The organism is Paraburkholderia kururiensis JCM 10599 = LMG 19447, assembly GCF_003986935.1.
GTDB classification, from domain to species: Bacteria; Pseudomonadota; Gammaproteobacteria; order Burkholderiales; family Burkholderiaceae; genus Paraburkholderia; species Paraburkholderia kururiensis.
Map to the genome: position 1 here is coordinate 15,135 of NZ_RJZE01000021.1, position 17,310 is coordinate 32,444.

General features: G+C 65.3%; 15 protein-coding genes. 9 read left to right on the forward strand and 6 right to left on the reverse strand.

Annotated elements, in window-relative coordinates:
* Nucleotides 1–25 precede the first annotated feature (25 nt).
* The 5 genes from PKKP23_RS23735 to PKKP23_RS23755 all read left to right on the forward strand — a co-directional run bounded on the left by PKKP23_RS23735 (nt 26) and on the right by PKKP23_RS23755 (nt 5,944).
* On the forward strand, nt 26–1,159 hold the full coding sequence (locus tag PKKP23_RS23735) for an alpha-D-ribose 1-methylphosphonate 5-triphosphate diphosphatase (protein ID WP_017775356.1): 1,134 nt from the start codon (nt 26–28) through the stop codon (nt 1,157–1,159).
* 377 nt (nt 1,160–1,536) lie between these two features.
* On the forward strand, nt 1,537–2,316 hold the full coding sequence (locus tag PKKP23_RS23740; protein WP_017775355.1) for an ABC transporter substrate-binding protein: 780 nt from the start codon (nt 1,537–1,539) through the stop codon (nt 2,314–2,316).
* 289 nt (nt 2,317–2,605) lie between these two features.
* Nucleotides 2,606–3,721 carry a succinylglutamate desuccinylase/aspartoacylase family protein gene (locus PKKP23_RS23745; protein ID WP_126878661.1) on the forward strand — a complete coding sequence of 372 codons (1,116 nt, stop codon included), beginning with the start codon at nt 2,606–2,608 and terminating at the stop codon, nt 3,719–3,721.
* A 435-nt stretch (nt 3,722–4,156) separates the two neighbouring features.
* Nucleotides 4,157–5,320: a porin gene (locus tag PKKP23_RS23750; RefSeq protein WP_126878662.1), complete on the forward strand. Its 1,164-nt coding sequence runs from the start codon at nt 4,157–4,159 to the stop codon at nt 5,318–5,320.
* A gap of 219 nt (nt 5,321–5,539) precedes the next feature.
* Nucleotides 5,540–5,944 carry a DUF6232 family protein gene (locus tag PKKP23_RS23755; protein ID WP_126878663.1) on the forward strand — a complete coding sequence of 135 codons (405 nt, stop codon included), beginning with the start codon at nt 5,540–5,542 and terminating at the stop codon, nt 5,942–5,944.
* A 71-nt stretch (nt 5,945–6,015) separates the two neighbouring features.
* Here the strand turns inward: PKKP23_RS23755 and PKKP23_RS23760 are convergent, their stop codons facing one another.
* Nucleotides 6,016–8,469 (reverse strand): glycogen/starch/alpha-glucan phosphorylase, encoded by a 2,454-nt coding sequence (locus PKKP23_RS23760; RefSeq protein ID WP_126878664.1) that lies wholly within the window; start codon nt 8,467–8,469, stop codon nt 6,016–6,018.
* Nucleotides 8,470–8,873: 404 nt separating this feature from the next.
* Between PKKP23_RS23760 and PKKP23_RS23765 the strand changes: the two genes are divergently transcribed.
* The 3 genes from PKKP23_RS23765 (at nt 8,874) to PKKP23_RS23775 (ending at nt 11,955) form a co-directional block, all read left to right on the forward strand.
* The gene (locus tag PKKP23_RS23765; protein WP_026121566.1) at nt 8,874–9,101 is read left to right on the forward strand and encodes a hypothetical protein; all 228 of its coding nucleotides are present in this window, start codon (nt 8,874–8,876) and stop codon (nt 9,099–9,101) included.
* Nucleotides 9,102–9,492: 391 nt separating this feature from the next.
* Nucleotides 9,493–10,860, forward strand: a complete 1,368-nt coding sequence (locus tag PKKP23_RS23770; RefSeq protein WP_126878750.1) for an MFS transporter — start codon at nt 9,493–9,495, stop codon at nt 10,858–10,860.
* 243 nt (nt 10,861–11,103) lie between these two features.
* The gene (locus tag PKKP23_RS23775; RefSeq protein WP_126878666.1) at nt 11,104–11,955 is read left to right on the forward strand and encodes a 3-hydroxybutyryl-CoA dehydrogenase; all 852 of its coding nucleotides are present in this window, start codon (nt 11,104–11,106) and stop codon (nt 11,953–11,955) included.
* Between the two features lie 116 nt (nt 11,956–12,071).
* On the opposite strand, the gene ltaE is transcribed toward PKKP23_RS23775, so the two are convergent.
* From ltaE to PKKP23_RS23790, 3 genes are all read right to left on the reverse strand, one after another.
* Nucleotides 12,072–13,076, reverse strand: a complete 1,005-nt coding sequence (ltaE, locus tag PKKP23_RS23780; RefSeq protein WP_126878667.1) for a low-specificity L-threonine aldolase — start codon at nt 13,074–13,076, stop codon at nt 12,072–12,074.
* 200 nt (nt 13,077–13,276) lie between these two features.
* Nucleotides 13,277–14,053, reverse strand: a complete 777-nt coding sequence (locus tag PKKP23_RS23785; RefSeq protein ID WP_017775346.1) for a peptidoglycan DD-metalloendopeptidase family protein — start codon at nt 14,051–14,053, stop codon at nt 13,277–13,279.
* Between the two features lie 108 nt (nt 14,054–14,161).
* Nucleotides 14,162–14,473 carry a cupin domain-containing protein gene (locus PKKP23_RS23790; protein ID WP_126878668.1) on the reverse strand — a complete coding sequence of 104 codons (312 nt, stop codon included), beginning with the start codon at nt 14,471–14,473 and terminating at the stop codon, nt 14,162–14,164.
* Between the two features lie 268 nt (nt 14,474–14,741).
* Between PKKP23_RS23790 and PKKP23_RS23795 the strand changes: the two genes are divergently transcribed.
* Nucleotides 14,742–15,059 carry a hypothetical protein gene (locus tag PKKP23_RS23795; RefSeq protein WP_017775344.1) on the forward strand — a complete coding sequence of 106 codons (318 nt, stop codon included), beginning with the start codon at nt 14,742–14,744 and terminating at the stop codon, nt 15,057–15,059.
* A gap of 155 nt (nt 15,060–15,214) precedes the next feature.
* Here the strand turns inward: PKKP23_RS23795 and PKKP23_RS23800 are convergent, their stop codons facing one another.
* Together PKKP23_RS23800 and gndA are read right to left on the reverse strand one after the other, a co-directional pair.
* Nucleotides 15,215–15,541, reverse strand: a complete 327-nt coding sequence (locus PKKP23_RS23800; RefSeq protein WP_126878669.1) for a DUF4148 domain-containing protein — start codon at nt 15,539–15,541, stop codon at nt 15,215–15,217.
* Between the two features lie 198 nt (nt 15,542–15,739).
* Nucleotides 15,740–17,149 carry an NADP-dependent phosphogluconate dehydrogenase gene (gene gndA, locus PKKP23_RS23805; protein ID WP_126878670.1) on the reverse strand — a complete coding sequence of 470 codons (1,410 nt, stop codon included), beginning with the start codon at nt 17,147–17,149 and terminating at the stop codon, nt 15,740–15,742.
* Nucleotides 17,150–17,310: the final 161 nt, after the last annotated feature.

The window sequence follows — 17,310 nt, forward strand, 5'->3', positions numbered from 1 at the left end:
GGCCCGCAGAACAAGGAGCCAACCGATGTTGATCAAGAACGCTCGCATCGTGACGCGAGACGAGGTATTCGAAGGCGTGGTGCGCATCGAGGACGGCACGATCCGCGAGGTCCAGCGCGGCACCACCTCGGCGCCCGAAGCCGAAGACTGGGCCGGCGACTACCTGCTGCCCGGCCTGATCGAGCTTCATACGGACAATCTCGAAAAACATCTCGCGCCGCGCCCCGGCGTGCAATGGAACACCGACGCGGCCTTCGTGATTCACGACGCCCAGGTGGCGGCCGCCGGCATCACGACCGTGTTCGACGCGCTCGCCATCGGCACGCGCCTTTCAGTGGGCGTACGCGGACGCGACGTGCAGATGCGCTGCGCGGCCTCACTGGAACGCTTCGCGACGCGGCAACTGCTGCGTGCCGAGCACTTCCTGCACCTGCGCTGCGAGATCGCCACCGAAGACGTAGTCGAGCTGTTCGACGAACTGTGCACGCATCCGCTGATGCGGCTCGCGTCCGTGATGGATCACACGCCTGGCCAGCGCCAGTGGCACGACCCCGCGCAATGGCGCCGCTATCAGGAACGGCACGGCAAATGGACCGACGAGCAGGCGGCCACCATGCTCGCCGAACTGGCCGACGAACAGCAGCGTTTCGCCGACACGCATCGCCATCAGATCGTTACGCGCTGCAAGGCGCGCAACATTCCGGTGGCAAGCCACGACGACACGCTCGTGGAACACGTCGAACAGGCCGCCGCCGAGGGCGTCGCGATCTCCGAATTTCCGACCACGCGCGCCGCGGCGCAGGCCGCGCGCGAACGCGGCATCGCCACCGTGATGGGCGCGCCGAACGTGGTGCGCGGCGGCTCGCATTCGGGCAACGTGTCGGCGCTCGAACTCGCGCAGGCGGGCCTGCTCGATATCCTCTCCTCGGACTACGTGCCCTCCAGCCTGCTCACCGCCGCCTTCGAACTGGTCCACAAGGCCGACTGGAGCCTGCCGCGCGCACTGGCCACGGTCTCGTCGGAGCCCGCGCGCCACGCCGGTCTGACGGATCGCGGCGCGATCGAGCCGGGCCTGCGGGCGGACATGGTGCGCGTGACCATGCTCGATGCGCTGCCCGTTCCGCGCGCCACCTATCGCGCCGGCCAACGCATCGTTTGAGCACCGCGGGGCATGAGCAGAGGCGCGCGCGACATACGTCCGGCATAAAGTCGCAGCCGCGCCTCTAGAGCGACCTTTCGGGACGCCTTCATCGCGTGCCGCCCTGCCGCATCGCAACAGGCTTGTAAAGCCCGCCACGCACGGCTGTCGCGCCCGCGCAAAAGAAGCCGTGCTGCGCCGTGTCGCGATCTGCCTTGGCCGCGCCATCCGGTATTACACTAGCTCCGCTTTAATTTTGACTTGGTAAGCTTGGCGCGCTCTGCTGGCCGCCGGCCGGCGGCCATAACAGGGGCCGGGCGCGACAGGCGCCACCCTCCGCCCTGCGGGCGGCACAACCGCGCGCATGGCTATTCGAACCACTCCGAGGAGTAAAAACAGTGAAAAAACTGCTTGCGGCCGTGACGGTTGCCCTGCTTGCCCTTTCGGCGGGCGCCCATGCCAAAGACTGGACGACGATTCGTTTCGGCGTCGACGCCAGCTACCCGCCGTTTGAATCGAAGGCCTCCGACGGCAAGCTGGTCGGCTTCGATATCGACCTCGGCAATGAAATCTGCGCGCGCCTGAAGGCCAAGTGCGTCTGGGTGGAAAACGACTTCGACGGCATGATCCCCGCACTGAAGGCGAAGAAGTTCGACGGCGTGCTGTCGTCGATGTCCATGACGCCGCAACGCGCCGAACAGATCGCGTTCTCGTCGAAGCTCTTCAACACGCCGACGCGCCTCGTCGCCAAGAAGGGCTCGGGCATCAAGCCGACGCCTGAATCGCTCGCGGGCAAGACCGTGGGCGTCGAACAGGGCACGATCCAGGAAACGTACGCGAAGACCTACTGGGAGCCGAAGGGCGCCAAGGTCGTGCCGTACCAGAACCAGGATCAGGTCTACGCGGACCTGCTGTCGGGCCGCCTCGACGCAGCGCTGCAAGACGCCGTGCAGGCCGACATCGGCTTCCTGAAGACGCCGCGCGGCGCCGGTTACGAGTTCGTGGGCAAGGACCTCGTCGATCCGAAGATTCTCGGCAACGGTGCCGGCATCGGCCTGCGCAAGGAAGATACCGACCTGAAGGCGAAGATCGACAAGGCGATCGCCGACATCCTCAAGGACGGCACCTACAAGAAGCTCGAGAAGAAGTACTTCGACTTCGACGTGTACGGCGGCTGATTCCGCGGTTCTCCGCGCTGTTTCCCCTACAGCCGGCTGCGGCACACGCCGCAACGGCTGCACGGACCGGCCGCATGAACCAGCAGTACGCAAACGGGCTGCGCGATACGCGCGGCCCGTTTTGTTTTGGCGCGCCGTATCGCCGCAAGCGCGCCTGAACCAGGCCCCAGGCGCGACTCATCGCGGCACGCTCCGCACAGCGTGCCCATATCGGCTAAGATCGGCGGATTCCCTCAACGCCACCTCAACTGTCTTTCGTGCGGCACGCGCTGCACGGACCCCATCGATCATGCAGACCAGGAACCATCCGCTGATTTCGCCGACGCTCGGCACCGCCCGCCAGATCACGAGCTTCCACTACGGCCCTGCCGGCGGCCAGAAGATCTACATCCAGTCGTCCCTGCACGCCGACGAACTGCCCGGCATGCTGGTTTCGTGGGCACTGCGCCGCAAGCTCGCCGCGCTCGAGGCCGCGGGCAAGATGCGCGGCGAAGTGGTCGTGGTGCCCGTACCGAACCCGATCGGCCTGAACCAGCACGTGCTGGGCCACCTTGCGGGCCGCTTCGAATCGAACACGGCGCAAAACTTCAATCGCAACTTCTACGATCTGGCCGCGCTCGTGCTGCCCCATATCGAAGAGCGCCTCACCGGCGACGTGGAGGCGAACCGCAACGCCATTCGCGCGACGATGCGCGAAGTACTCGATGCGCAGCACCCGAAAACGGAACTGGATTCGCAACGTCTCGCGCTGCAACGCCTCTCGTACGACGCCGACGTCGTGCTCGACCTGCATTGCGACTGGGAAGCGGCACTGCATCTGTACACGAACCCCGACCTCTGGGACGACGTGGAGCCGCTCGCACGCTATCTCGACGCGAAGACGTCGCTGCTTGCGCTCAATTCCATCGGCAATCCGTTCGACGAGATTCACAGCTTCTGCTGGTCCGATCTGCGCGAACGCTTCGGCGACCGCTTCCCGATTCCGAACGGCTCGATCTCCGTCACGGTGGAACTGCGCGGCCAGGCCGACGTCTCGTACGAACTCGCGGACAAAGACGCGCAAGGAATCATCGAGTACCTCACGCTGCGCGGCGTGATCGACGGCACGGCCGCGCCGCTGCCGCCGCTCGCGTTCGCGGCCACGCCGCTCGCCGGCACGGAGCCCATCGTCGCGCCGGCGAGCGGCGTGCTAGTGTTTCGCGCCCTGTACGGCGAGTGGGTGGAAGCGGGCACGGCTATCGCGGATATCGTCGACCCGCTCACGGACGAAATCACCACACTCAAATGCACCGTGAGCGGTGTGCTCTACGCGCGGCATCGTGCACGTCTTGCGACGGCGGGCATGGAAGTGGCGCGCGTGGCCGGCGCAACGCCCATCCGCACGGGGTCGCTGCTCTCGCAGTGAACGTCGCGGGCGCCGTTCATAGGCGGTGCCCGTTATTGGGGTGACTCTTCGGCTCAACGCCACGCCTCAACCCCTTATCGCCCCTCCTTCTCGCAACGCATGACCCGATGGCCGGCTTCGGTATCCCGCCGGCCATCGCGCTTCATCCGTCCTGTCTTCCCTCCTCGCCTCTTTCTCTTCGCTGACTCGCGGTGGTTGCACGCGCAAACGCTTGCGCGCCGCTGCGCAGTCTCGTTCTGCACGATTCGGTCGCGCTCTCGTCCCGCGCCTCGCTGCCTATGCGACGCCATCGCTATGTAGCGTCCGCACCACAACTCCCTCCGAAATTCTTGCTGTCACATTCCTTTCGTTGCCGCCCCTTACATTGCAGCCCGTCGCATGACCTGCCGAAGATCAGGTGCGGCTATTGCATTCTTTTCTCCTGGAGAACACGCCTTGAACAAGAAAGTCTTGACCGCCGCTATTCTCGCCACGCTTGGCGGCACCGCCCACGCTCAAAGCAGCGTGACGCTGTACGGCCTGATCGACGCCGGTATCAGCTACGTGAACAACAGCAAGACCTCCACGGGCAGCGACAAGCTGTTCAAGTACGACGACGGCGTCGCGCAAGGCAGCCGCTGGGGCCTGCGCGGCACGGAAGATCTGGGCGGTGGCCTGAAGGCGATCTTCGTGCTCGAAAACGGCTTCAACAGCGGCAACGGCACGCTGGGCCAGGGCGGCGCGATGTTCGGGCGCCAGGCGTTCGTGGGTCTGTCGAAAACCGACGTCGGCTCGCTGACCTTCGGTCGCCAGTATTCGTTCACGACCGACTACCTGGGCGGCAGCTACTCCACGGGCGGTCTGACGGCAGCGGGCAACTACGCCTACCACGTCAACGACATCGACCAGCTCACGTCGAGCCGCATCAACAACGCGGTCAAGTTCAGCAGCGCGAACTTCGCAGGCTTCACGTTCGGCGCGTTGTACGGCTTCTCGAACCAGGCCGGCGCATTCGCGGGCGCGCCGCAGACGGGCACGACGGCCAATCCGGTCGCCGGTTCGTCGCGCGCATACAGCTTCGGCGCGAACTACGCCGCCGGTCCGCTCGGCATCGGCGCGGCCTATACGGACATCCGCTTCCCGAGCCAGGCGTCGCCTGCGTTCACGACGGCGATCTTCGGCATCAACACGGGCACCATCAAAGACCTGCGTTCGTTCGGTATCGGCGCGCGCTACGCCTTCGGCCCGGCCACGCTGTGGGCTCTGTGGACCAACACGCTGCTCTCGCCCATCACGGGTTCGTCGACGATGTACAACGCCTACGAATTCGGCGGCAAGTACGCGTTCACGCCGGCACTGTCTGCAGCGGCGGGCTACACGTACTCGCGCTCGTCGGGTCTCTTCTCGGCGCACTGGAACCAGGTCAACGCCGTGGTGGATTACGCCCTCAGCAAGCGCACGGACGTGTACCTGCTCGGCGTCTACGAGCAGGCTTCGGGCCACCTCGCGAACGGCACGCAGGTGCCGGCGCAGATTGGTTCGAGCACGAGCTACTTCAACACGTCCGGCACGTCGGACAACCAGGTTGCCGTGCGCGTGGGGATTCGCCACAAGTTCTAAGCGGCACATCTTGCCGGCGGCGCACGCGCTACGCGGTGCGTCGCTCATGCATCAGCAGAGCGCCCTTCGGGGCGCTTCTTTTTGCGCGCGGCTCGCGTTCTTTTCGGGCGGCGGTGCGCTTCTTACGGTCTCCATCGCGCTTCTGGTACCCTTCGCCCTTCCGGCTCATGCAGCACTCGCATGCAGCGCTTTCAGGCATTGGGTAACGAAGCAATGGCAATGGATACTCCTTTCAACGAACGCGGCGTCTCCGTCACACGCAACGCAATCTCCGCGGCCGGGCAGGTCTTCACGTTGCGTGACGTGCGCGACGTGCGTGTCATCACGGTGGGCAAGAACCGTGTCGTACCGACGGTCATCAGCCTGTGCGGCGTGGCCGTTGCCATCGCGGGCGGCTGGTTCGGCACGGCGGCCGCGCTCGTGTGCGGCGCCATGCTCGTGGTGGTGGGCGGGCTTGCATGGACGACCCAGGACGTGACGCATCGGCTCATTGTCGCGACCGCGGCGGGCGATCGCGAAGCGGTGTCGAGTACGGATGCCGATTTCGTCGCACGCGTGGAGCGCGCGGTGAAAGACGCGCTGGCTGCGGCGAAAACGCAGCAGCAACAGCAACAACAGCAGTAACGAGAGCCGCAGCGGCGACGCCCCGGCCGTGGCGCCTCGCCCCCGCGGCGCCACAATCGCCTCAGCAGATCTCAGCCCCTCTCCAGCGGCTTCACGCGCCAGATGTCGCGCGCGTACTCGGCAATCGTGCGGTCCGACGAGAAGAAGCCCATGCCGGCCACGTTTTCGATCGCGCTTTGGTCCCAGGCGCGCGAATCGCGAAAACGGCGGTCCACCTCTTCCTGGGTCTTCGCGAACGACGCGAAATCGGCCAGCACCATGTAGTGGTCGCCCCAATCCACGAGCGTGTGGAAGATGTCCGAAAAGCGCAGCGGATCGCCAGGCGAGAAAAACCCGGTGCGGATCTGGTCGAGCGCCGTGTGCAGTTCCGCGTTTTCTTCGTAGATCTGCCGCGGCCGATAGCCGCCGGCGCGCAGGCCGTACACTTCGTCGGAGGAGTGACCGAAGATGAAGATGTTGTCCTTGCCCACCGCGTCGCGAATTTCGATGTTCGCGCCGTCGAGCGTGCCGATGGTGAGCGCGCCGTTCAACGCGAGTTTCATGTTGCCCGTGCCCGAGGCCTCGGTGCCCGCCATCGAAATCTGCTCCGAAAGATCGGCCGCCGGAATGATCAGCTCGGCCACGCTCACGCCGTAGTTCGGCACGAACACCACCTTCAGCCGGTCGCCCACCGCCGGGTCGTTGTTGATCTTTGCCGCGACGTCGTTGATGAGCTTGATGATGGTCTTCGCCATGCGATACGCGGACGCCGCCTTGCCGGCAAACATCACCACGCGCGGCACCCAGTCGCGCTGCGGGTTCTCGCGAATGCGGTTGTAGCGCACGATCACGTGCAGCACGTTCAGCAACTGGCGTTTGTATTCGTGAATGCGCTTCACCTGCAGGTCGAAGAGCGCGTCGGGGTCGAAGGACACGCCCGTCTGGTGCATGAGCCGATGCCCAAGGCGTATCTTGTTTTGCCGCTTCGCTTCGCGGAACGCCTCAATGAACGCAGGGTCGTTGCGCAGCTCGCGCAGCTTCGCGAGTTCGAACAGATCGGTGCGCCAGTGCGTGCCGATCTGCATGTCGATCAACGACGAAAGCGAGGGGCTTGCCTGCGCAAGCCAGCGCCGCGGCGTGATGCCGTTGGTGACGTTGGTGAAGCGCTCGGGGTACATGCGCGCGAAGTCCGCGAAGATGTCGCGCGTCATCAGTTGCGAATGCAGCTTCGATACGCCGTTCACCTTCTGGCTCGCCACGATGGCGAGATGCGCCATGCGCACGCGCCGCTGCCCGTATTCGTCCACGAGCGAAATGCGCCGGATCAGATCGACGTCGTGGTCCGAATGCTCGCTCACCTGCTTGAGGAATTCGGCGTTGATGTCGAAGATGATTTCGAGGTGACGCGGCAGCAGACGCGCGAGCAGTTCCACGTCCCACGTTTCGAGCGCCTCGGGCATGAGCGTGTGATTGGTGTACGAGAACATCTCCTGCACGTGGGCAAGCGCCTTGTCCCACGGTACGTGATGCACGTCGACCAGCAACCGCAGCAGCTCGGGAATGGCGAGCACGGGGTGCGTGTCGTTCAGGTGCACCGCGACCTTCTCGGAAAACCGGCCAAAAGTGCTGTGCGTGCGCAGATAGCGGCGAATCAGATCCTGCATCGTCGCGGAGACGAAGAAGTACTCCTGGCGCAGACGCAACTCGCGCCCGGCCGGCGTGGAATCGTCGGGATACAGCAGCCGCGAGACGTTCTCCGACGCGTTGCGCGCTTCCACCGCGCGCTGATAGTCGCCCTGGTTGAACGCGAAGAGATCGAACTCCTCCGTGGCGCGCGCGGACCACAGGCGCAGCGTGTTCGTCGCGCTTGTCGCGAAGCCCGGAATCACGGTGTCGTAGGCCATCGCATTCACGTGCTGCGTGTCGATCCACTCAATGCGGCCTTCGCGCTGCACCGTGCGCCCGCCGAAGTGCACCACATACTGAACCTCGGGCCGCGGAAATTCCCACGGGTTGCCCGCGCGCAGCCAGTAGTCGGGCGCCTCCACCTGTTCGCCGTCCACGATCTCCTGGCGAAACATGCCGTACTCGTAGCGAATGCCGTAGCCAAAGCCCGGAATGCCGAGCGTCGCCATCGAATCGAGAAAGCACGCGGCGAGCCGGCCAAGGCCGCCATTGCCGAGCGCGGCGTCGGGTTCGAGATCGGTGAGCGCTTCCATGTCCACGCCGAGACTGGCGAGCGCTTCTTTCATGGGGTCGTAGATGCCGAGCGCGAGCAGCGCATTCGTGAACGTGCGGCCGATCAGGAATTCCATCGACAGGTAATAGACCCGTTTCGCATCCTGTTCGTACTGCATGCGCGTGGTCTTCATCCAGCGGGCGACGAGCCGGTCGCGCACGGCGAGCGCTGCCGCGTGGAGCCAATCTTGCGGACGCGCTGCCACGGCGTCCTTGCCGACACCGTACATGAGACGGTTTGAAATGGAGCGCCGCAGCGCCTCGACGGTACTGTTGAGCTGGTCGAACTCCAGATCCACGGTCGTCATCGAAACCTCCCGGAAAAACGATGCGGCTTCCTGCACGCGAATGCCGTGCCAGCAAGGCGGGCGGGGGAAACCGGTCCGACGGGTAAATATGCAGAGTAGGACATTTTGCGCAGTGGAGTGCAGCGAGGGCGATGCATGCCACGGTAAGCCGCAGCGCAACGCACAGGGGACGTAACGCGAAGTGCAGGCGCCGTGCGCCAACATGAAACGCATTGCCATGCAATGCAATGCCGGTGCTGACGAGTGTCATCGCACGATGCACTGAATGGCCCTGACTGCACTGGCCCATGCACGATGCATGCTGTACCGCGCGCGCGTGCAGTACAGTGCAACAGAGTGCACAGCGCGTTGGCGCGCCGCTTGCGAACGCCCGATGGACGAAGCCGGAAAAAATGGAGGCCACCATGAATGCAGCCTTGACCCTGGGGATGCTTCACGCACAGGAACTGTTGCTGGTGTCGGTGATCCGCGCACTGCCGCCCGAAACGCGACGCCGCATCGCGGACGAGTTCCAGGCGCAGGCCGAACTCGCCGAGACGCCGCACCCCAGTTCCTCCCGCGACCGCGAGACCGACGACGCATTCAAGGCCCACGTCCGCAAACTGTCGATCCTGCTGGCATCGCTTTCCTGAGGCAACGCTGCGGGTACCGCGCGAACCCACGTCACGACGCCGCGAGAGCCGCTCCGCGAGACGTCAACCCGCGGCACCCGCCAGGCGTTCCCCGCCTTTCCCGAAGACTGAAACGAGCGAATGGCCGGTAATACGTCCGCTGCCGTGCCAGTTCGAAGACGCTAGCCGGAACAGACCGTTAGTTGTGTTATTGCGCCGTAAGCCTTGCCCCTTGTCTGGCGGGCCCTCCGGGCTCCGCAGCCTGCCTTTGAAGCGTTCACTGCACGATCACGGCGCCTCTGTAACAATCGCGTGACGGGCTGCCGGCGGGCCGCCGGCCCCAGCCACCGACGAGCCCATCTTGTCCGATACCTCCGCTACCCCAGCCCGCACCGACGATATCGACGAACCGATGTCCGGCAAAAAGCGCCGCGCAATGGCCGCCATCATGCTGGCGGTCGCGCTCGCCACGCTGGACACGGCCATCGCCAACACCGCGCTGCCGGCCATCGCGGCCGACCTGCACGCCGCGCCCGCGGCATCCGTGTGGATCATCAACGCCTACCAGCTCGCCATGGTCGCGACGCTGCTGCCGCTCGCGGCGCTGGGCGACATCGTCGGACACCGGCGCGTGTACATCTCGGGGCTCGCCACCTTCACGGTCGCGTCGCTCGCCTGCTCGCTCGTTTCCACGCTGCCGATGCTCGCCGCCGCCCGCATTCTCCAGGGCCTTGGCGCAAGCGCGATCATGAGCGTCAACATCGCGCTGATCCGCTCGCTCTACCCCGCGCATCGGTTGGGCCGCGGCGTGGGCATGAATGCGCTCGTGGTGGGCGTGTCGTTTGCCGTGGGACCGACCGTGGCGTCGCTGATTCTCTCGTTCGGCGCGTGGCCCTGGCTCTTCGCCGTCAACGTGCCGCTCGGCGTCGTGGCGCTGGCGTTCGCGCTTCCCGCGCTGCCCGCCACGCCGCGCGGCAGCCATGCTTTCGATCCGCTCGCCGCGTTGCTCAACGTGATCACCTTTGCCGCGCTGATCTTCGCGCTGGGCGAAGCAGCGCAGCGTGCGCCCGCGCCGCGCGTGCTGATTGCGGGCGCCATCGCGATCGTCTTCGGCTGGCTGTTGATGCGCCGTGAAGCAGGGCACCCCGCGCCGATGCTGCCAGTCGATCTGTTCCGGCGGCCCGTGTTCGCGCTCTCGGCGCTCACGGCGGTCTGCTCGTTCGCAGCGCAGGGGCTCGCGTTCGTTTCGCTGCCGTTCTATTTCGAGGACGTGCTTCATCGCAGTCAGGTGGAAACAGGCTTTCTCATGACGCCGTGGCCCGTGGTGGTCGCGCTTGCCGCGCCGTTCGCGGGGCGTCTTTCCGACCGCTACCCGCCCGGCCTGCTGGGCGCCATCGGGCTTGCGGTGCTGAGTGCCGGCATGGCCTCGCTCGCGCTGCTGCCCGCCTATCCGACGGTGCACGAGATCGGCATTCGCATGGCGATCTGCGGCGCGGGCTTCGGCTTTTTTCAGTCGCCCAATCTGAAGGCCATCATGTCGAGCGCGCCGCCCGGACGCAGCGGCGGCGCAAGCGGCATCATCGCGACTTCGCGGCTGCTCGGGCAGACCACCGGGGCAGCGCTCGTCGCGCTCAGTTTCAGCATTGCCGGCCGTCATGGGCCCACGCTTTCGCTCGCGGCCGGCGCCGTATTCGCAGGCGCCGCCGCGATTGCGAGCGGCTTGCGGCTCTTCGCGCCGTCGCATCGCCTCGGCACGCCGGTCGGGCCGACGGGTCGCTAGAAGGCAGCCGTCAGGCGATAGCGGGTCGCCACGCGCGAGGCGAATCGGCGAACGTCCGCGCGCCCACCTTCTTCGTTTCGTTTGCGCGAGCCCCGTGGCTGCGCGCGCCTTCCGCTTGATACGATGAGCACTGGCAGCGGCGAGCGCATCGCCGCTCTCTTCTCCTCAGACATTCCCGGCACGGCGCGCATTTTTTTCGCGCCGGCTCAACAGAATCTCCAACGAAACTCAAAGGAAGCGAGCATGACTATCGAAACAGTGGGTGTGGTGGGCGCAGGCACCATGGGTAACGGCATCGCGCAGACAGCCGCCGTCGCCGGGCTCAAGGTGATCATGATCGACGTCACCGACGCCGCGCTCGCCAAGGGCGTCGCCACGCTGACGTCGAGCCTCGAGCGGCTCGTCGCAAAAGACAAGCTGGACGCCGCAACGCGCGACGCGGCGCTGGCCCGCATCGAAACGTCCACGGACTACCAGCGCCTCGCCGCCGCGGATCTCGTCGTGGAAGCCGCCACCGAAAACGTGGAGCTGAAGAACCGCATCCTGAAGCAGATCGAGGCGGTGGTGCAGCCTCACACGATCATCGCGTCGAACACGTCGTCCATTTCGATCACCTCGCTCGGCGCCACGCTCGCGGACCCCACGCGCTTCATCGGCATGCATTTCTTCAATCCGGTGCCGCTTCTGCCGCTCGTCGAAATCATTCGCGGTCTGCAGACGAGCGCCGCAACGGCCGACTCCGTGCGCGAACTGACGGAGCGCCTCGGCAAGTCGCCGATCGGTGTGAAGAATTCGCCGGGCTTCGTGGTGAACCGCATTCTCGTGCCGATGATCAACGAGGCGTTCTTCGTACTGGCGGAAGGCGTGGCGAGCGCGGAGGAAATCGACGCGGGCATGCGGCTGGGCGCCAATCATCCCATCGGGCCGCTCGCGCTCGCGGACCTGATCGGCCTCGACGTGTGCCTTTCCGTGATGGACGTATTCCTGAAGGACTTCGGCGATACCAAGTATCGTGCGTGCCCGCTGCTGCGCGAATTGGTCGCCGCGGGGCACCTGGGACGCAAGACGAAGCAGGGCGTCTATAAATACGACTGAGGGACGCGCTGACGTCTTCTTGCCCGTCAGCCTCATTAGCGGCAAGCGTTAGTCCGCAAAAAACCAACGGGGCGCGCGTCGAGAAACCACACCGCGCGCCCCGCTCGCTCGCACAGTTAGCGTGCGAAATATCCCTTCACAGCCGCGACGAACGTCTCGATGTCCGCACGCGACACGTCGAGGTGCGTCACGAACCGCGACGCGTACAACATCTGCGTGAGGATGCCGCGCTCTTTGAGCCACGCTTCGAGCGGCGCGCAGTGTTCCTTCGGAAACTGCGCGAACACCATGTTCGTGGCCTGCGATTGCACCGTGACCGGGTCGATGCTCGCGAGCCCGGCCGCGAGATGCTCGGCGTTCGCGTGATCTTCGGCAAGCCGTTCGACATTGTGCTCGAGCGCATAGAGGCACGCGGCCGCGAGCACGCCGGCCTGACGCATGCCGCCACCCAGCACCTTGCGCCAGCGGTGTGCGCGCTCGATCAACTCGCGGCTCCCGACGAGCACCGACCCCACCGGCGCGCCGAGTCCCTTCGAAAAGCAGATCGAGACGGTGTCGAACGGCGCGGTCAGCGTGCCGACCGGCTGCCCCGACGCGACCGCCGCGTTATAGACGCGCGCGCCGTCCAGATGCGTGGCGAGCCCATATTGACGCGCGAGCTGCACGGCCTCGGTCACGTAAGCGGGCGGCAGCACTTTGCCGCCAATCGTGTTTTCGAGCGCGAGCAGGCGTGTGCGCGCGAAGTGATCGTCGATGGGCTTGATGGCGGCGGCGATTTTCTCGAGCGGCAGCGAGCCGTCCGCGGCATTCTCGAGCGGCTGCGGCTGGATGCTGCCCAGCACCGCGGCACCGCCGCCTTCGTATTTGTAGGTGTGCGCAGCCTGACCGACGATGTACTCGTCGCCGCGCGCGCAATGCGCCATCAACGCGGCGAGATTGCTCTGCGTGCCGCTCGGAAAGAAGAGCCCGGCCTCCTTGCCCGCGCGTTCGGCCATGGTGTCCTGCAGGCGCTGCACGGTGGGGTCGTCGCCCCACACGTCGTCGCCCACCTCGGCGCGCATCATCGCGGCCTTCATGCCCTCGCTGGGCCGCGTTACGGTATCGCTACGCAAATCGATCATGCGTCATGTCCTCGTGACGGGTGCAAATGGTGAGACGGGCACACGCAGTGCCCATCGCACAGACGAAGAAGTGTATTTCCAAACGAAAAGCGTTGCCACGCCGCAGGCGATGGACGCTGAGCTGGCGACGGCCGCGGCGCACGGTTCGCGCCGTATCGGGCAACGTCGGGCAATGCCTCGCGACGAAGTCGCGACGAAGATCAGCCGCCTTGCCGCGGCAGATAGCCGAGCGGATCGACAGGCTTGCCGTCGCGGCGCACTTCGAATTCGAGCGTGCCCGCGCCTTTCGCGTCGGCACCCATCTCGGCGATGGCCTGGCCTTGCGCGACTGCGTCGTCTTCCTTGACGAGCAGCTTGCTGTTGTGGCCATAAGCCGTAATCAGCGAGTCGTTGTGCTTCACGATGACAAGCGGCCCATACGCCTCGAGCCCCGTGCCTGCGTAGACCACGCGCCCCGCAGCGGCCGCTTTCACCGTCTCGCCCTCGGTGCCGCCGATCACGATGCCATTCGTCTTGCCGGCCACGAACGGTTTCAGCACCGGGCCCTGAACCGGCCAGGCGAGCCGCACCGCCGGCGCCGCGTTGGCGCCTGCCATCCCGTTCGCGCCATTAGCAGCCGTGCCGGCACCCGGCGACATGGCCTGCGCCGCAGGCTGCGGCGCCACCCTCAGCACCTGGCCGGGCAGCGGTGGCACGTCCGCGGCAATGTGGTTCCAGTCTGCGATGTCCTGCTTGCGCTGGCCGAACGCCGCGGCAATGCCCGCTACGGTATCGCCAGGGTTGACGCGGTAATAGCCCGCGGGCACCGGCTGCTGTGTGCGCTGCACACTCGCGCTCGGGTAGGTGGGTTGCTGTTCCCAGGGCATCCAGCCGGTTGTACAGCCGGAAACGAGCACGACCGTTGCACCGGTGCTCGCCGCCGCCTTTGCCAGCGTCTTTGCCAGATCCATGCCCACGTTGCGCTGCTGTCGAATCATCGTTGTTGTCCTCCGCTCGCTGATGCCAACCCACATTCGATTGCCGCAAGCCGCGGTTCGTTCGCGCGAATTCACCGACCGGCGCCGTGGCCGGGGCCGGCGCCCGCGCTACACGCTGCCTTCCGACTCGATTACAAGAATTCTGGCTTCCCCAATGGGATGCGCGACGTGTTCGGTACCCACCGACGCAAAGAAGATGTCGCCGGCTTCCAGCACCGTGCTCTGCTCCGCGCCGTTGTCGCGATAGCGCATCTCGACGCGGCCATCCAGCACCGCGAACACCTCTTCGCCGTCGTTCACGTGCCAGCGGTACGGCTGGTCGGTCCAGTGCAGCCGCGTGGTGATGCCGTTCATGTTGGCGATGTCGAGCGCGCCCCATGCGCGCGGCGCCGTGAACGTCTTGCTGCGTATGATTTTCATGATGTGGGCGCTGAACGGCCCGGCTGCGTGCGGTACCTGACCGGAGCGGCGCCAGGAACACGATGGGCAGACGGAACAGGCAAAGCTGATGAATGGAGAGCCCGATTATAGGGCGCATGCGCAACCGGCGTGCCCGGCGCGAGGTCGACAACTGCGGCCGCAGGCGCATTGCATCACGAGACTGCTGGCCTATACTGGGTCCTGCTGCCCAGTTTTCCTCCACTCACCGTTTGCCACGTCGCAAGCCATATCGGTAAGGACCGCCAGCATGAACAAAGCCACTTTTCTGTCCGTGCAGTTGAACCTCGAGGATATTGCAGCGTCGCCCGGTCTCGTCGAATTGCTCAATACACACCTCGTCTTCGCAGCGGACGTGGCCGAAGCCGCCGACGAACTCGTCCAGCTCGCGAGCGTGGCCCGTCTGTCGGGCGGCGTGGAAGCGAAAGTCGAAGTGTCTGCGCTTGCCATCGAGCGTTTGCGCGATGCACTCGATACGCTGAGCGGCTACGACGAAACCTGGCTCTTTGCCCTCGAACCGAGCGAGGGCCTGTTCGACGATCTCACGCGGCGGCATACGCTGCATTGAAGGTTCTCGCATCGGCACAATGCCGGCGCGCCACCCCATAAAAAAACGCGGACCGGGTAACCGGTCCGCGTTTTTTCATTCCCTCTGACACGTTATCCGCGTCGCCTGCTTCCAGCCTGCGCTGCTACAGGCACCCGCCAGACAGCGCAACTGCTTTAGTGGCCGAAGTACACGCCGAGGTTCGGCGCGGTCTTCGTCGCCGCGCCACCTGCTGCGGACGACCCCACCGTTTGCGCACCGTAACCGCTCGTGTCGGCTTGAGCCAGTTGGGCCTGCGCCGCGACACGCTGTTGGGCGGCCTGGATGTCGGCCGGGTAATCGACGCGGTCAGCCGCCGGGTTGTAGCCGGCCTTTTCGAGCTGGATCAGTTCGGCACGCACTTGCGCACGCGTCACAGGCTGGTTCGACTGTGCAAACGACGCCACCGGAGCGGCGAGCAGCGTGGCAACGGCAACTGCGGAAACAAAAGACTTTGCATTCATGATGACCTCCGAAACTTGTCTGTTTTGGCTGCCCGACACCCTGTCGTGCAGCGCTTGAAGACAAGTCTAGGCAAGACATCCTCTAGGGGAAACCCTTACTTTGACCAAAGTCTATTGTTTCAATCGCAATAATGAAGCCGAAAATGGCCGATTGAAACAATCGATTACAGCAATAGTCCGCGCCACCCGCGCGCTCCGTCACGCCCAATGCGCGTGGAAACTGCCCGGCTTGTCCACGCGCTCGAACGTGTGCGCACCGAAGAAGTCACGCTGTGCCTGTACGAGGTTCGCGGGCAGACGCTCGGAGCGGTAGCCGTCGAAGTAGGCCACCGCGGACGCGAACGTGGGCACCGGCACCCCGGCCGTCACCGCGGCCACGACCACCTCGCGCAGCGCGCTCTGGTAGCGCGCCGCGATATCGCGGAAGTACGGATCGAGCAGCAGGTTGGCGAGCGCCTTGTCGTGGGCATAGGCGTCCGTGATCTTCTGCAGGAAGCGCGCGCGGATGATGCAGCCCGCGCGGAAAATCTTCGCGATCGTGCCGTAGTCGAGATCCCACTTGTACTCGTCCGACGCGGCACGCAGTTGCGCGAAACCCTGCGCGTACGAGATCACCTTGCTCAGGTACAGCGCGCGGCGCACTGCTTCAACGAACGCGGCGCGGTCGCCCGAAAAGGGCTTCGCCTGCGGACCTTCGATCACTTTGCTCGCGGCCACGCGCTGCGTCTTCAGCGACGACAGTACGCGCGCAAACACCGATTCGGTGATGAGCGGCAGCGGCACGCCGAGGTCGAGCGCGTTCTGGCTCGTCCACTTGCCGGTACCCTTTTGCGCGGCGCGGTCGAGAATCACGTCGACGAGGTCCTTGCCCGTTTCGTCGTCCTTCTTGCGGAAAATCTTCGAGGTAATTTCGATCAGGTAACTGTCGAGTTCGCCCTGATTCCACTCGGTGTAGACGTCGGCGAGTTCCGCGTTCGACAGCCCCGCCACCTGGCTCAGCACCGCGTAGCTTTCGGCGATCAGCTGCATGTCGCCGTACTCGATACCGTTGTGCACCATCTTCACGTAGTGGCCCGCGCCGTCCGGGCCCATGTAGGCAACGCACGGCTCGCCGTCGGGCGCCTTCGCGGCGATTTCGGTGAGGATGGGCGCCACGAGGTCGTAGGCTTCGCGCTGGCCGCCCGGCATGATGGACGGCCCCTTGAGCGCGCCCTCTTCGCCGCCCGACACGCCCGTGCCGATGAAATGAAAGCCCGCCTTCGCGAGTTCCTGGTTGCGGCGGATGGTGTCCTGAAACGGCGTGTTGCCGCCGTCGATCAGAATGTCGCCCTTGTCGAGCAGCGGCTTGAGCGCCGCGATGGTGGCGTCGGTCGGCTCGCCGGCCTTCACCATCATGAGGATGCGGCGCGGCTTTTCGAGCGAGGCCACGAATTCCTCGAGCGTGTAGGTGGGCACCAGCTTGCGGTCGGGGAATTCCGCGATCAGTTCGTCGGTTTTTTCGCGGCTGCGGTTATAGACCGAAACCGCGTAGCCCCGGCTCTCGATGTTGAGCGCCAGATTGCGTCCCATCACGGCCAGCCCTACTACGCCGATTGCCTGTTTGCCCATGTCGGTTCTCCACTTCAGAAAACGGGGATGCCGCGTGCGCGTTGCGCTCACTGCGCGGCGTCGAGGGTCAAAGGATAAGGGAAATGGCCGTTCGCTGCCCTCGCGTGCTCATCGACGGCAATTCGCGGGCCCGCTCAGGAGAGGTCTCAATACGGGCCTCA